The organism is Pseudomonas sp. KnCO4 (assembly GCF_045344305.1).
Taxonomy (GTDB): domain Bacteria; phylum Pseudomonadota; class Gammaproteobacteria; order Pseudomonadales; family Pseudomonadaceae; genus Aquipseudomonas; species Aquipseudomonas anuradhapurensis.
Genome location: NZ_CP174199.1, coordinates 2,009,504 through 2,022,355, shown reverse-complemented (window position 1 = coordinate 2,022,355; position 12,852 = coordinate 2,009,504). Strand labels below are relative to the sequence as shown.

Here is a 12,852-nt window from a genome sequence, read left to right as displayed (position 1 = left end):
ACGGACGCATTCGCGGGCAAGCCCGCTCCCACAAGGGGAACGGGTTGCCTCTCTCTATCTAATCAGCGCTGCTCGATCGGCACGAACTGGCGCTGCTCGACACCGACATACTCGGCGCTCGGGCGGATGATGCGGTTGTTGGCGCGCTGCTCGAAGACGTGCGCCGCCCAGCCGGTGAGGCGCGAGCAGACGAAGATCGGGGTGAACAGCTTGGTCGGAATACCCATGAAGTGATACGCCGAGGCATGGTAGAAGTCGGCATTGGGGAACAGGCGCTTCTGCTCCCACATGGTCTTGTCGATGGCTTCGGAAACCGGGTACAGGACCTTGTCGCCCACTTCGTCGGCCAGCTGTTTCGACCAGCCCTTGATCACCTCGTTGCGCGGGTCGGACTCTTTGTAGATGGCATGGCCAAAGCCCATGATCTTGTCCTTGCGCTCAAGCATGCGCAGCAGCTCGGCAGTGGCTTCCTGCGGGCTCTGGAAACGCTCGATCAGCTCCATCGCCGCCTCGTTGGCGCCACCGTGCAGCGGGCCGCGCAGCGAGCCGATGGCAGCGGTGATGCAGGAATACAGGTCGGACAAGGTCGAGGCACACACGCGGGCGGTGAAGGTGGAAGCGTTGAATTCGTGCTCGGCGTAAAGGATCAGCGAAACGTTCATCACCTTGACGTGCAGGTCGCTGGGTTTCTTGCCGTGCAGCAGGTGCAGGAAATGCCCGCCGAGGGTGTCTTCGTCGCTGGTGCAGTCGATGCGCACGCCGTGGTGGGTGAAGCGGTACCAGTAGCACATCACCGCCGGGAACAGCGCCAGCAGGCGGTCGGTCTTCTCGCGCTGGGCTTCGAAGGTCAGCTCCGGCTCCAGGGTACCGAGCACCGAGCAACCGGTGCGCATCACGTCCATCGGGTGGGCGTCGCGCGGGATGCGCTCGAGCACTTCCTTCAGCGCCTGCGGCAGGTCACGCAAACCCTTGAGCTTGCGCTTGTAGTCGGCCAGTTCGGCCTTGCTCGGCAGCTCGCCGTACAGCAGCAGGTAGGCGACTTCTTCGAATTCGGCACCGGCGGCCAGGTCACGCACGTCGTAACCTCGGTAGGTCAGCCCGGCCCCGGCCTGGCCCACGGTGGACAATGCGGTCTGGCCGGCCACCTGGCCGCGCAGGCCTGCGCCACTGAGTACTTTTGCTTCGGCCATGGTGTTTCTCCTTTCTTGAACTTGTTTTGGAAATCTGGCTAATCGTTGAAGGCTGTGCCGGCCCCTTCGCGGGTAAACCCGCTCCCACAGGGCTCCACAGGCATCGAGCATCACGCCGTACTTGTGGGAGCGGGTTCACCCGCGAAGAGGCCAGCCGCTCCAACGCAAATCCTTGACCTTCAGCCCTTCTTCTGGGCAAACAACGCATCCAGGCTCTGCTCGAAGGCGTGGTAGCCAATGGCATCGTAGAGCTCCATGCGGGTCTGCATGGTGTCGATCACGTTCTTCTGCGTGCCGTCACGGCGCAGCGCGGTATAGACATTCTCGGCGGCCTTGTTCATGGCGCGGAAGGCCGACAGCGGGTACAGCACCAGCGACACGTCGACCGAGGCCAGCTCTTCGGTGGTGTACAGCGGCGTGGCGCCGAACTCGGTGATGTTGGCCAGGATCGGTGCCTTCACCCGGTCGGCGAAGGTCTTGTACATCTGCAGCTCGGTGATGGCTTCCGGGAAGATCATGTCGGCGCCGGCCTCGACGCAGGCGGCGGCGCGGTCCAGCGCAGCGTTCAGGCCCTCGACGGCCAGGGCATCGGTACGCGCCATGATCACGAAGCTGTCATCACTACGGGCATCGACTGCGGCCTTGATGCGGTCGACCATTTCCTGCTGGCTGACAATTTCCTTGTTGGGGCGGTGGCCGCAACGCTTGGCGCCTACCTGGTCTTCGATATGGATGGCAGCCGCGCCGAACTTGCTCATCGAACGCACGGTACGGGCGACGTTGAAGGCCGAGGCACCGAAGCCGGTGTCGACATCCACCAGCAGCGGCAGGTCGCACACATCGGTGATGCGGCGCACGTCGGTGAGCACGTCGTCGAGGTTGCTGATACCCAGGTCCGGCAGGCCCAGCGAGCCGGCGGCCACGCCACCACCCGAGAGGTAGATGGCCTTGAAGCCGGCGCGCTTGGCCAGCAGCGCATGGTTGGCGTTGATGGTGCCTACCACCTGCAACGGATGTTCAGCGGCAACGGCGTCGCGGAAACGCTGACCGGGGGTGCTCTTCACAGTCATTTCTCACCTCGTGGGCTGTTGTTCTGGGCGTCCAGATAGTGACGCTCGATATTGCGCTTGGACGCACCGATGTGGCGGCGCATCAGGAGTTCGGCCAGCTCGCCGTCACGGTCGGCGATGGCGTCGAGAATACGGTGGTGTTCGGCAAAGGCCTGGCGTGGCCGGTTCGGCGTGGCCGAAAACTGGATGCGGTACATGCGCACCAGCTGGTACAGCTCGCCGCACAGCATCTTGACCAGCGTCTGGTTGCCACTGCCCTGGATGATCCGGTAGTGGAAATCGTAGTCGCCTTCCTGCTGGTAGTAGCCCAGCCCAGCCTGGAACGCGGCATCGCGCTCGTGGGTATCGAGGACCCGGCGCAGCTCGTCGATGTCGGCCTGGCTCATGCGCTCGGCGGCCAGGCGGCAGGCCATGCCTTCCAGCGACTCGCGAATTTCATACAGTTCGATCAGTTCGGCGTGGTTGAGCGACACCACCCGCGCCCCCACATGCGGCACCCGCACCAGCAGGCGCTGCCCTTCGAGGCGGTGGATGGCCTCGCGCAGCGGCCCGCGGCTGATGCCATAGGTGCGCGCCAGTTCCGGCTCGGAAATCTTGCTGCCGGGGGCGATCTCACCCTTGACGATGGCCGCCTGGATGCGCCGGAAGACGTTTTCGGACAAGGTTTCCGTTTCGTCTGTCAGCACCGGGCTGGGGGTGGAGAGGTCGTGCATATTGTCGACACCTTGTAAATCTCTTGACCAGAAACTAGCGAATCCCAGCGCGGCAGTCAAAGACAAAATGAATATTGTCGACAATCGTCTAAGAACGAACTAACAGCGCCGCACCGCTGTCAGATCGCGCACCGCTGGCGTCAAGACGTCGGCGTGATAGAATGCCGCGCCTCCGTTGGAGTATGGATAGCCCGCCTGTCATCCGTTTCATGTTGTTGACAGATGAACGAGGAAGCTTGCGCAGTCGTTGCCAGTCGCCTTGCTCTGAACACGGCTTGAAGATTGCTCTGAAGATCGCGCTCGACAGAGCTCCGAAGAAAGCCCCGAACCTTGCACTGCACCGCGCCAGGAATATGAGACCTACACCCGTTCTATTGCTGCTCTGCCTCACCCTGCTGCCGGCCCTTGGCCAGGCCGCAGGCAAGACCGTCTACGGTCTCAACGAATACGCACGCCTGGGCGACCTGGACCTGGAAGTGGCGGCCAAGCTCGACACTGGTGCCAAGACCGCCTCGCTCAGTGCCCGCGATATCAAGCGTTTCAAGCGCAACGGCGAAAGCTGGGTGCGTTTCTACCTGGCCATCGACGCCGCGCATTCGCATCCCATCGAACGCCCGCTGGCGCGCGTAAGCAAGATCAAGCGCCGGGCCGGTGACTATGATGCCGAATCGGGCAAGGCCTACACGGCCCGCCCGGTCATCGAACTAGAAATCTGCATGGGCCAGGCCGTGCGCACCATCGAAGTCAACCTCACCGACCGCAGCGCGTTCCAGTTCCCGCTGCTGATCGGCTCCGAGGCGCTCAAGCACTTCGACGCGCTGGTCGACCCAAGCCTTAAATACGCGGCCGGCAAACCTGCCTGTGCCACCGACGCTCCCAAAGCAGAGTAATCCCGATGCGCTCTCTTACCCTCCATCTGAAAGTCCTGATCACCGTGCTGGTGCTGTTGGGCGTGGCGGTCACCGCTTATCAGATCTTCGTACTCGGCATCCCGGTCACCGAGGATGAAACCGACGACCTGTGGAACATCGACGCCAAGGTCGAGTTCGTGGCCAGCACCAAGGACCCGGTCAAGGTGCAGATGTTCGTGCCACCGCTGAACCGCGACTACGTCAGCCTCAACGAGAGCTTCATCTCCAACAACTACGGGGTGAGCGTCAACCGTGCCGACGGCAACCGCAAGGTCACCTGGTCGGCACGCCGCGCCAGCGGCAACCAGACCCTCTACTACCGCCTGGTGCTGACCAAGCGCTACAGCAAGGAAAAGGCCACGGTCAAAGGCCCTACCTTCCGTGACAGCCTGGCCGTCGAGGGCCCCGAGAAGATCGCCGCCGAGGCCCTGATGGCGCCGATCCGCCAGCACTCGGCCGATGTCGAGACCTTCGTCAGCGAGACCATCAAGCGGGTCAACAACCTCAACGACGACAACGTCAAGCTGCTGCTGGCCGGCGACACCACGGCCATGAAGAAGGCCCAGGTGATCGACCTGTTGCTGTCGATCGCCCACGTCCCGATGGAGAAAGTGCATACCATCCGCCTGGTGGCCGACACGCCGCAAACCCCGGAACTGTGGCTGCGCAGCTTCAACGGTACCGACTGGCTGTACTTCAACCCGGACACCGGCGAACAGGGCCTGCCCAGCGACCGCCTGCTGTGGTGGACCGGTGACGACAACCTGATCACCGTCGATGGCGGCAAGAAGGCCAACGTCACCTTCAGCATGAACAACAGCGAGATGAACGCCATCCGCCTGGCCAAGCTGACCGACGAAAATACCGACGCCGACTTCCTCGAGTACTCGCTGTACGGCCTGCCGCTGCAAACCCAGCAAACCTTCATGATCATGGTGATGATCCCGATCGGCGTGCTGGTGATCCTGGTGCTGCGCAACCTGGTCGGCCTGCAGACCCTGGGTACCTTCACCCCGGTACTGATCGCCCTGGCCTTCCGCGAAACCCAGCTGGGCTTTGGCATCGTGCTGTTCACGGTGATCACTGCCCTGGGCCTGTCGCTACGCTCGTACCTTGAGCACCTCAAGCTGCAGATGCTGCCACGCCTGTCGGTGGTGCTGACCTTCGTCGTGGTGCTGATTGCCGCCATCAGCCTGTTCAGCCACAAGCTGGGCCTGGAGCGCGGGTTGTCGGTGGCGCTGTTCCCGATGGTGATCCTGACCATGACCATCGAACGCCTGTCCATCACCTGGGAAGAGCGTGGCGGTGGCCATGCCATGAAAGTGGCCATTGGCACCCTGTTCGCCGCGTCCCTGGCGCACCTGCTGATGATGGTGCCGGAGCTGGTGTACTTCGTGTTCACCTTCCCGGCCGTACTGCTGATCCTGGTGGGCTTCATGTTGGCAATGGGTCGCTACCGCGGCTACCGCCTGACCGAGCTCGTGCGCTTCAAGGCATTCCTGAAGAAGGCTGACGCCTGATGTTTGGCCTGATCAAGACGTGGAAAGCCCTGGAGGCCCGGGGCATCATGGGTATCAACCGGCGCAACGCGGACTACGTGTTGAAGTACAACAAGCGCCACCTGTACCCGATCGTCGACGACAAGATCATCACCAAGGAGCGTGCCCTGGCGGCCGGCATCCATGTGCCGGAGATGTACGGCATCATCGAAACCGAAAAGGAAATCGACAAGCTCGACCAGATCATTGGCGGGCGCAGCGATTTCGTCATCAAGCCGGCGCAGGGCGCCGGCGGTGACGGCATCCTGGTGATCGCCGACCGCTTCGAGGACCGCTACCGCACGGTGTCGGGCAAGATCATCAGCCATGAGGAAATCGAGCACCAGATTTCCAGCATCCTCACCGGCCTGTACTCGCTGGGTGGCCACCGTGACCGCGCGCTGATCGAATACCGGGTAACCCCCGACCAGATCTTCAAGAGCATCAGCTACGAAGGTGTACCGGACATCCGCATCATCGTGCTGATGGGCTACCCGGTAATGGCCATGCTGCGCCTGCCGACCCGCCAGTCCGGGGGCAAGGCCAACCTGCACCAGGGCGCCATCGGCGTGGGGGTCGACCTGGCTACCGGCGTGACCCTGCGCGGCACCTGGCTGAACAACATCATCAGCAAGCACCCGGACACCACCAACGCGGTCGACGGCGTGCAGCTGCCGAACTGGGACGGCTTCATGAAGCTGGCCGCCGGCTGCTACGAGCTGTGTGGCCTGGGCTACATCGGTGTCGACATGGTTCTGGACCAGGACAAGGGGCCGCTGATTCTGGAACTCAACGCCCGCCCGGGCCTGAACATCCAGATTGCCAACGACTGCGGGCTGACCCAGCGCACCCACGCCATCGAGGCCCACCTGGAAGCGCTGGCCAAGGATGGCATTACCGAGGATGCCGAACAGCGGGTGCGGGTGTCGCAAGGGCTGTTCGGCCACGTGCACCCGCGCTGAACTCGTCGGGGCTGCTGCGCAGCCCATCGCGACATAAGGCCGCTTTACAGGAGATATCGCCCCATGCAGCTGGCGCGCTCCCTTGTGGAGCGGCCTTGTGTCGCGATAGGGCCGCAAAGCGGCCCCAAGGGCGAAACCTGGTGTTTGAATGTCGCCACAAAGCTAGGCGCATTTCCTACACAGGACTACAATCGCCCTCCTCGCTTTTACATCGCCGTCCACACTGATGCCGACCTGTACGCTCCATCCCCTGCCCTACCAGCCTGATCCTGCCGCCTATTTCGCCCGCCTGCGCCAGGCCCCCGGTGCGATCCTGCTCGACAGTGCCCGCCCCGGCGCCGAGCGCGGCCGCTTCGACCTGCTCAGCGCCTGGCCGGTGCAACAGCTGCAGGCGCAACCTGGCGAGGATGGCCGCGCCTTCCTCCAGCGCTTGCGCGCGGGCCTGGCGCAACTGGGCCATGCCCAACTGCCCGACGGTAGCGAGCTGCCGTTCGCTGGCGGCCTGATCGGCTACCTCAGCTATGACTTTGGTCGGCGCCTGGAACAGCTGCCCAGCCTGGCCGTTGACGACCTCGGCCTGCCAGATGCGCAACTGGGCTTGTATGCCTGGGCGTTGGTCAGCGACCACCGGTGCGCGACCAGCCAGCTGGTCTTTCATCCGAGCCTGGCCAGCCAGGAACGCGAACGCCTGATCAGCCTGTTCGAAGGGGTCGAGAACAGTACAGCCGGCCGCTTCGAGCTGCTGGCACCGATGGCCGGCGACCTTCAGCCCGCACAGTACAAGGCGGCTTTCGACCAGGTGCAGCGCTACATCCAGGCGGGTGACTGCTACCAGATCAACCTCACCCAGCGCTTCCGCGCGCCCTGCCAGGGCGACCCGTGGTATGCCTACCAGGCCCTGCGCAAAGCCTGCCCGACGCCGTTCTCCGGCTACCAGCAGCTGGCCGACGGCAGCGCCTTGCTGAGTTTTTCGCCGGAGCGCTTCATCCGCGTCAGCCAGCGCCAGGTGGAAACCCGACCGATCAAGGGCACCCGCCCGCGCGCCAGCAACCCCGTCGAAGATGCGCACAATGCCGAGCAGCTGCGGCACAGCGCCAAGGACCGCTCGGAAAACCTGATGATCGTCGACCTGCTGCGCAATGACCTGGGGCGCACCTGCGAAATCGGCTCGGTGAAAGTGCCGGAACTGTTCAGCCTGGAGAGCTACCCCAACGTGCATCATCTGGTCAGCAGCGTCATCGGTCGGCTGGCCCGCAACAAGGACGCCCTGGACCTGATCGGCGACAGCTTCCCCGGTGGCTCGATCACCGGCGCCCCGAAGATCCGCGCCATGCAGATCATCGACGAGCTGGAGCCGACGCGCCGCACGCTGTACTGCGGGTCACTGCTTTACCTGGACGTGCGCGGCGAGATGGACAGCTCGATCGCCATTCGCAGCCTGCTGGTCAAGCGTGGCCAGGTCTGCTGCTGGGGCGGTGGCGCCGTGGTGGCCGATTCCGAGTGGCAGGCAGAATATGAAGAATCGATTGCCAAGGTGCGGGTGTTGATGGAGACGCTGCACGGCTTGTGACCGGCGTCTATCCCGCCATTTTTTGTTACCATCAGCCTACTACGAGCGCACAGCGCCACAGCCAAGATGGAAACCGCCTGATGAGCCAACCCTTCGACGTCGCCGCCCTGGCCGCGACCTACGCCAACAAGTCCCCGCAGGACATCCTCAAGCTCGCCTTCGAGCACTTCGGCGATGACCTGTGGATTTCCTTCAGCGGCGCCGAGGACGTGGTGCTGGTCGACATGGCCTGGAAGTTGAACAAGCAGGTCAAGGTATTCAGCCTCGACACCGGTCGCCTGCATCCGGAGACCTACCGGTTCATCGACCAGGTGCGCGAGCAGTACAACCTGCCGATCGAAATCCTCAGCCCCGACCGCGCCAAGCTCGACCCGTTCGTCAAGGAAAAGGGCCTGTTCAGCTTCTACAAGGACGGCCATGGCGAGTGCTGTGGCATCCGCAAGATCGAGCCGCTGCGGCGCAAGCTGGCGACCGTGAGCGCCTGGGCCACCGGCCAGCGGCGCGATCAGAGCCCGGGCACCCGCAGCCAGGTAGCGGCACTGGAAATCGACAGCGCCTTCTCCACCCCCGAGCGCACCTTGTACAAGTTCAACCCGCTGGCGCAGATGACCAGCGAAGAGGTGTGGGGTTATATCCGCATGCTTGAACTGCCTTACAACAGCCTGCATGAGCGCGGCTTCATCAGCATCGGCTGCGAACCCTGCACCCGGCCGGTATTGCCAAACCAGCATGAGCGCGAGGGGCGCTGGTGGTGGGAGGAGTCGACCCAGAAGGAATGCGGGTTGCACGCAGGCAACCTGATTACCAAGGCGTGAAATAACCGGGGCCGCTTCGCGCCCCATCACCACACAAGGCCGCCTACAGGTTATACCCCTGTAGGAGCGGCCTCGTGTCGCGATGTGGCGCGAAGCGGCCCCGACAGCCTCGAATCAGTGCACCGGCAGTTCGACACCTTCGAACAGCTCTTCCAGCTCCTGCTTGTTATGGCACTGGATAGCCTTGGCCATCACTTCCCGTGTCAGGTGCGGGGCGAACTTCTCGATGAAGTCGCACATGAAGCCACGCAGGAAGGTGCCTCGACGGAAGCCGATCTTGGTGACGCTGGCTTCGAACAGCTCGCTGGCATCGAGCGCCACCAGGTCACTGTCCAGCTTGGCGTCCACCGCCATGCCGGCGACGATACCCACGCCCAGCCCCAGGCGCACATAAGTTTTGATAACGTCGGCGTCCGCCGCAGTGAACACCACTTTCGGCGTCAGGCCACGGTGGTTGAAAGCCTCGTCCAGCTTCGAACGCCCGGTGAAACCGAACACATAGGTGACGATCGGGTATTCGGCGACGGCTTCCAGGGTGAGCTTGGGCAGCTTCGCCAGCGGGTGACCTTGCGGCACCACCACGCAACGGTTCCATTTGTAGCACGGCATCATGATCAGGTCGCCGAACAGCTCCAGCGCCTCGGTGGCGATGGCGAAGTCAACCGTGCCGTCGGCAGCCATCTCGGCAATCTGCATGGGCGAACCCTGGTGCATGTGCAGGGACACTTCCGGGTACTGCTTGATGAAGCTGCTGATCACCGGCGGCAAGGCATAACGCGCCTGGGTATGGGTGGTGGCGATGGACAGCGTGCCCTTCTTCTCGTTGGAGAATTCCTGGGCTATCTGCTTGATGCTTTCGACCTTGCGCAGGATCTCGCCGGCGGTATTGATGATGCGCTCACCGGCCGGGGTGACACGGGTCAGGTGCTTGCCGCTGCGGGCAAAGACTTCAACACCCAGCTCATCCTCGAGCAGGCGGATCTGCTTGCTGATACCTGGCTGGGAGGTATACAGGCTCTGCGCCGTCGCGGAGACGTTGAGGTCATGGTGCGCCACTTCCCAGATGTAGCGCAATTGTTGAAGCTTCATAGGTTCCCCTCGGTTCAGCAATGAGTCCGCGGCAGCAGGCAGCGTCGATATATAACTATATTAGTGGTTCTGGAAATAAATCTAGAACTATTTTGTTACATACCCCGGGAAATGGCCTACGGCCACCTTCATGCTTTCCTACGCCCCAAATGCTGCGCCAATGGCACCATGTACACCGGCACCGGCGACAGTTGCAGCAGCCGCACCGCCGTACGCCCCAAGGGCACGTCCACGCCCGCACCGGCACTGTGGCTACCAAAAATCAGCAGGTCGACACTCAGCCGCTGCGCCTGGTCGAGGATCACCTGCGCCGGGTCGCCCTGGCGTACCCGCACCGCCTTGATCAGCGCCAGGTCGGCCTCTTCGCCCAGCTCGTCGCGAAAATTCTCCAGCACACGCTGCTCGATGTTGGCCATTACCGTGTTCACCCCCTGGCTGTGCAGCTGGTCGAGCGTCTGCTCATCGAGGTAGCTTTGCAGCAGAGATTCGGCGAACTGCCCCATCGGTTCCACCGCATGGATCACATACAACTCGGCACCAAAGGTACGCGCCAGCGCCAGTGCGTGCTGCATGACAAAAGGGGCGTAGACACCGAGGTCAGTGGCGTACAGCATGGCGCGGATCATTCGACCTCCTCGACTGCCGCTACGGCAGAGCAAGCTTCAGCTTAGCAGCGCCCTGCAGGCATGCCTTGCCGTCCGGCGCACTGCCAGCCCGGCCCGCAGCGCCTTAGCCGGGCTGCCCGCTGCGGTCGATGAAGGCCAGCGCCTGGTACAGCATTTCCATGCGCGGCAAGCGGCAGCCTGCGGCACGGGCCTGGGCCAATGGCTCGGCATAGATGGCCTGCAACTCCAGCCGGCGCTTGTGCACGTGGTCGTGGTACATGCTGGGCCAGTAATCGGGCATACGCTCGGTCACCTGGAACAGGTGCTCGGCATAGCCTGCGGGCAACTCATGGCCACACGCCGCCGCCCCCTGCACCACCTCGCCCATCAACGCCTGGATCAGGGCACGGCTGTGGCTGTCGCTCATCAACGCCGCAGTGCTGGCAGCAAGCAACACCGACAGGCCGTTATACGGCACGTTCCAGACCAGCTTCTGCCAGCGCGCCTGGGCCAGGTCGGGCATGGCCTGCGAATCGATGCCCGCAGCGCGGAACAGCGCCGCGCCTTCCTCGACCAGCGCGGCACCGCCATCACTGACCGGGCCACTGTGATAGCCAAGGTTGACCGCGCCAAGCGCCTGGTGACGGATCACCCCGGGCGCCTGGCGGTTGACGCAGATGAAACACAGGCCACCCAGCAAGTGCATGTCAGCGCGCAAGGCCGGACGCAGCTGCGCCTCCACGCCGAGCCCGTTCTGCAGCAGCACCACCTTGGCGCCAGGGGCTGCCGCCTGCACGATCAGCGGCGCCAGCTGGTCATTGCTGGTGGCCTTGGCCGCTACCAGCAGCCAGTCGCAAGGTGGCATGTCGGCGGCACTGGCATAGGCCTGCACATTCACCTGCAGGGTGCCGTGCACGTCACTGTCCACGGTCAACCCGCGCTCACGCACAACCTCGTACTCGCTGCGCAACAGAAAATGCACATCGCAGCCGGCCCGGGCCAGCATCAACCCATAGAAGCCACCGATGGCGCCACTGCCGATAATGCCGATACGTGGGGTATACGAATGCATGCCGATCTCCCGATAAAAGTCAGGCTTCTTTTTACACAGGTTGCGCAGCGCTGGGCAGCCTGTTTGCGGCAAACACCCGCCATCTCGGAAAAACCCCACACGGACGGGGCCCAGCCCATTGTCGCGCCACCTGTAACGCGCTAAGGTTCGGCTCCCCGCTGCGATTATTCTTGCTGCTGGGCCGCACGGGGATAGTTGGCGGCCGGCACCGTGACCTGACGAGTAACACGATGGCTGATTTACCGATCGATGACTTGAACGTTGCCTCCAACGAGACGCTGATCACCCCCGATCAGCTGAAGAAGGAAATCCCCCTCAGCGCCAAGGCCCTGCAGACCGTGACTGCCGGCCGTGAAGTGGTGCGCAATATTCTCGACGGCAAGGACCATCGCCTGTTCGTCGTGGTCGGCCCTTGCTCCATCCACGACATCAAGGCGGCCCACGAGTACGCCGAACGCCTCAAGGTACTGGCCGAGGAAGTGTCCGACACCCTGTACCTGGTGATGCGCGTGTACTTCGAAAAACCGCGCACCACCGTCGGCTGGAAAGGCCTGATCAACGACCCCTACCTGGATGACTCGTTCAAGATCCAGGATGGCCTGCACATCGGCCGCAAGCTGCTGCTGGACCTGGCCGAAATGGGCCTGCCGACCGCCACCGAAGCGCTCGACCCGATCTCCCCGCAGTACCTGCAGGACCTGATCAGCTGGTCTGCGATCGGTGCCCGCACCACCGAATCGCAGACCCACCGCGAGATGGCCTCGGGCCTGTCTTCGGCGGTCGGCTTCAAGAACGGCACCGATGGCGGCCTGACCGTTGCCATCAATGCCTTGCAGTCGGTGTCCAAGCCACACCGCTTCCTTGGCATCAACCAGGAAGGCGGCGTGTCGATCGTCACCACCAAGGGCAACCCGTACGGTCACGTGGTGCTGCGCGGCGGCAACGGCAAGCCGAACTACGACTCGGTCAGCGTGGCCCTGTGTGAGCAGGACCTGGCCAAGGCCAAGATCAAGGCCAACATCATGGTCGACTGCAGCCACGCCAACTCCAACAAGGACCCGGCCCTGCAACCGCTGGTGATGGAAAACGTTGCCAACCAGATCCTCGAAGGCAACCAGTCGATCATCGGCCTGATGGTCGAGAGCCACCTGAACTGGGGTTGCCAGTCGATTCCGAAGAACCTGGACGAGCTGCAGTATGGTGTATCGATCACCGATGCCTGCATCGACTGGTCGGCGACCGAGAAGACCCTGCGCAGCATGCGCGCCAAGCTGAAGGATGTGCTGCCGCAGCGTAAGCGCGGCTGATACACAAAGG

Annotated in this window: 12 protein-coding genes; 6 read left to right on the top strand and 6 right to left on the bottom strand. The window is 63.2% G+C overall.

The features are described 5' to 3' along the window. Nucleotides 1-62: 62 nt before the first annotated feature. The 3 genes from prpC to ACJA3S_RS09470 form a co-directional block, all read right to left on the bottom strand. Nucleotides 63-1,190, bottom strand: a complete 1,128-nt coding sequence (gene prpC, locus ACJA3S_RS09480) for a 2-methylcitrate synthase (protein WP_186675845.1) — start codon at nt 1,188-1,190, stop codon at nt 63-65. Between the two features lie 179 nt (nt 1,191-1,369). Then, entirely contained in the window at nt 1,370-2,260 is an 891-nt protein-coding gene (gene prpB, locus ACJA3S_RS09475; RefSeq protein WP_406821608.1) for a methylisocitrate lyase, read from the bottom strand. Then, entirely contained in the window at nt 2,257-2,973 is a 717-nt protein-coding gene (locus ACJA3S_RS09470; protein WP_406821607.1) for a GntR family transcriptional regulator, read from the bottom strand. Before ACJA3S_RS09470 ends, prpB begins: the two co-directional genes overlap by 4 nt. Before the next feature lie 353 nt (nt 2,974-3,326). On the opposite strand from ACJA3S_RS09470, the gene ACJA3S_RS09465 reads away from it, so the two are divergent. From ACJA3S_RS09465 to ACJA3S_RS09445, 5 genes are all read left to right on the top strand, one after another. Next, nucleotides 3,327-3,863, top strand: a complete 537-nt coding sequence (locus ACJA3S_RS09465) for an ATP-dependent zinc protease (protein ID WP_170029229.1) — start codon at nt 3,327-3,329, stop codon at nt 3,861-3,863. 5 nt (nt 3,864-3,868) lie between these two features. After that, nucleotides 3,869-5,404 (top strand): inactive transglutaminase family protein, encoded by a 1,536-nt coding sequence (locus ACJA3S_RS09460; RefSeq protein ID WP_170029228.1) that lies wholly within the window; start codon nt 3,869-3,871, stop codon nt 5,402-5,404. Next, nucleotides 5,404-6,384, top strand: coding sequence for an alpha-L-glutamate ligase-like protein (locus tag ACJA3S_RS09455; RefSeq protein WP_170029227.1), 981 nt, complete (start codon nt 5,404-5,406; stop codon nt 6,382-6,384). The genes ACJA3S_RS09460 and ACJA3S_RS09455 overlap by 1 nt, the downstream gene beginning before the upstream one ends. A gap of 226 nt (nt 6,385-6,610) precedes the next feature. Then, nucleotides 6,611-7,954: an aminodeoxychorismate synthase component I gene (gene pabB, locus ACJA3S_RS09450; protein WP_406821606.1), complete on the top strand. Its 1,344-nt coding sequence runs from the start codon at nt 6,611-6,613 to the stop codon at nt 7,952-7,954. 80 nt (nt 7,955-8,034) lie between these two features. Further along, complete coding sequence (locus ACJA3S_RS09445; protein WP_189665487.1) at nt 8,035-8,769, top strand: phosphoadenylyl-sulfate reductase; 735 nt, start codon at nt 8,035-8,037, stop codon at nt 8,767-8,769. 114 nt (nt 8,770-8,883) lie between these two features. Here the strand turns inward: ACJA3S_RS09445 and cysB are convergent, their stop codons facing one another. From cysB to ACJA3S_RS09430, 3 genes are all read right to left on the bottom strand, one after another. Further along, nucleotides 8,884-9,858, bottom strand: a complete 975-nt coding sequence (gene cysB / locus ACJA3S_RS09440; protein WP_170029225.1) for an HTH-type transcriptional regulator CysB — start codon at nt 9,856-9,858, stop codon at nt 8,884-8,886. A 128-nt stretch (nt 9,859-9,986) separates the two neighbouring features. Further along, nucleotides 9,987-10,484 (bottom strand): universal stress protein, encoded by a 498-nt coding sequence (locus ACJA3S_RS09435; RefSeq protein WP_170029224.1) that lies wholly within the window; start codon nt 10,482-10,484, stop codon nt 9,987-9,989. 103 nt (nt 10,485-10,587) lie between these two features. Next, nucleotides 10,588-11,535, bottom strand: coding sequence for a putative 2-dehydropantoate 2-reductase (locus ACJA3S_RS09430; protein WP_406821605.1), 948 nt, complete (start codon nt 11,533-11,535; stop codon nt 10,588-10,590). A gap of 230 nt (nt 11,536-11,765) precedes the next feature. On the opposite strand from ACJA3S_RS09430, the gene ACJA3S_RS09425 reads away from it, so the two are divergent. Then, nucleotides 11,766-12,842, top strand: a complete 1,077-nt coding sequence (locus tag ACJA3S_RS09425) for a 3-deoxy-7-phosphoheptulonate synthase (RefSeq protein WP_013971901.1) — start codon at nt 11,766-11,768, stop codon at nt 12,840-12,842. The last annotated feature ends 10 nt before the right edge of the window (nt 12,843-12,852 follow it).

Excerpts from the sequence above, each read along its gene's own strand:
- prpC (WP_186675845.1), bottom strand. The coding sequence starts at position 1,190 with ATGGCCGAAGCAAAAGTACTCAGTGGCGCAGGCCTGCGCGGCCAGGTG.
- prpB (WP_406821608.1), bottom strand. The coding sequence starts at position 2,260 with ATGACTGTGAAGAGCACCCCCGGTCAGCGTTTCCGCGACGCCGTTGCC.
- ACJA3S_RS09470 (WP_406821607.1), bottom strand. The coding sequence starts at position 2,973 with ATGCACGACCTCTCCACCCCCAGCCCGGTGCTGACAGACGAAACGGAA.
- ACJA3S_RS09465 (WP_170029229.1), top strand. The coding sequence starts at position 3,327 with ATGAGACCTACACCCGTTCTATTGCTGCTCTGCCTCACCCTGCTGCCG.
- ACJA3S_RS09460 (WP_170029228.1), top strand. The coding sequence starts at position 3,869 with ATGCGCTCTCTTACCCTCCATCTGAAAGTCCTGATCACCGTGCTGGTG.
- ACJA3S_RS09455 (WP_170029227.1), top strand. The coding sequence starts at position 5,404 with ATGTTTGGCCTGATCAAGACGTGGAAAGCCCTGGAGGCCCGGGGCATC.
- pabB (WP_406821606.1), top strand. The coding sequence starts at position 6,611 with ATGCCGACCTGTACGCTCCATCCCCTGCCCTACCAGCCTGATCCTGCC.
- ACJA3S_RS09445 (WP_189665487.1), top strand. The coding sequence starts at position 8,035 with ATGAGCCAACCCTTCGACGTCGCCGCCCTGGCCGCGACCTACGCCAAC.
- cysB (WP_170029225.1), bottom strand. The coding sequence starts at position 9,858 with ATGAAGCTTCAACAATTGCGCTACATCTGGGAAGTGGCGCACCATGAC.
- ACJA3S_RS09435 (WP_170029224.1), bottom strand. The coding sequence starts at position 10,484 with ATGATCCGCGCCATGCTGTACGCCACTGACCTCGGTGTCTACGCCCCT.
- ACJA3S_RS09430 (WP_406821605.1), bottom strand. The coding sequence starts at position 11,535 with ATGCATTCGTATACCCCACGTATCGGCATTATCGGCAGTGGCGCCATC.
- ACJA3S_RS09425 (WP_013971901.1), top strand. The coding sequence starts at position 11,766 with ATGGCTGATTTACCGATCGATGACTTGAACGTTGCCTCCAACGAGACG.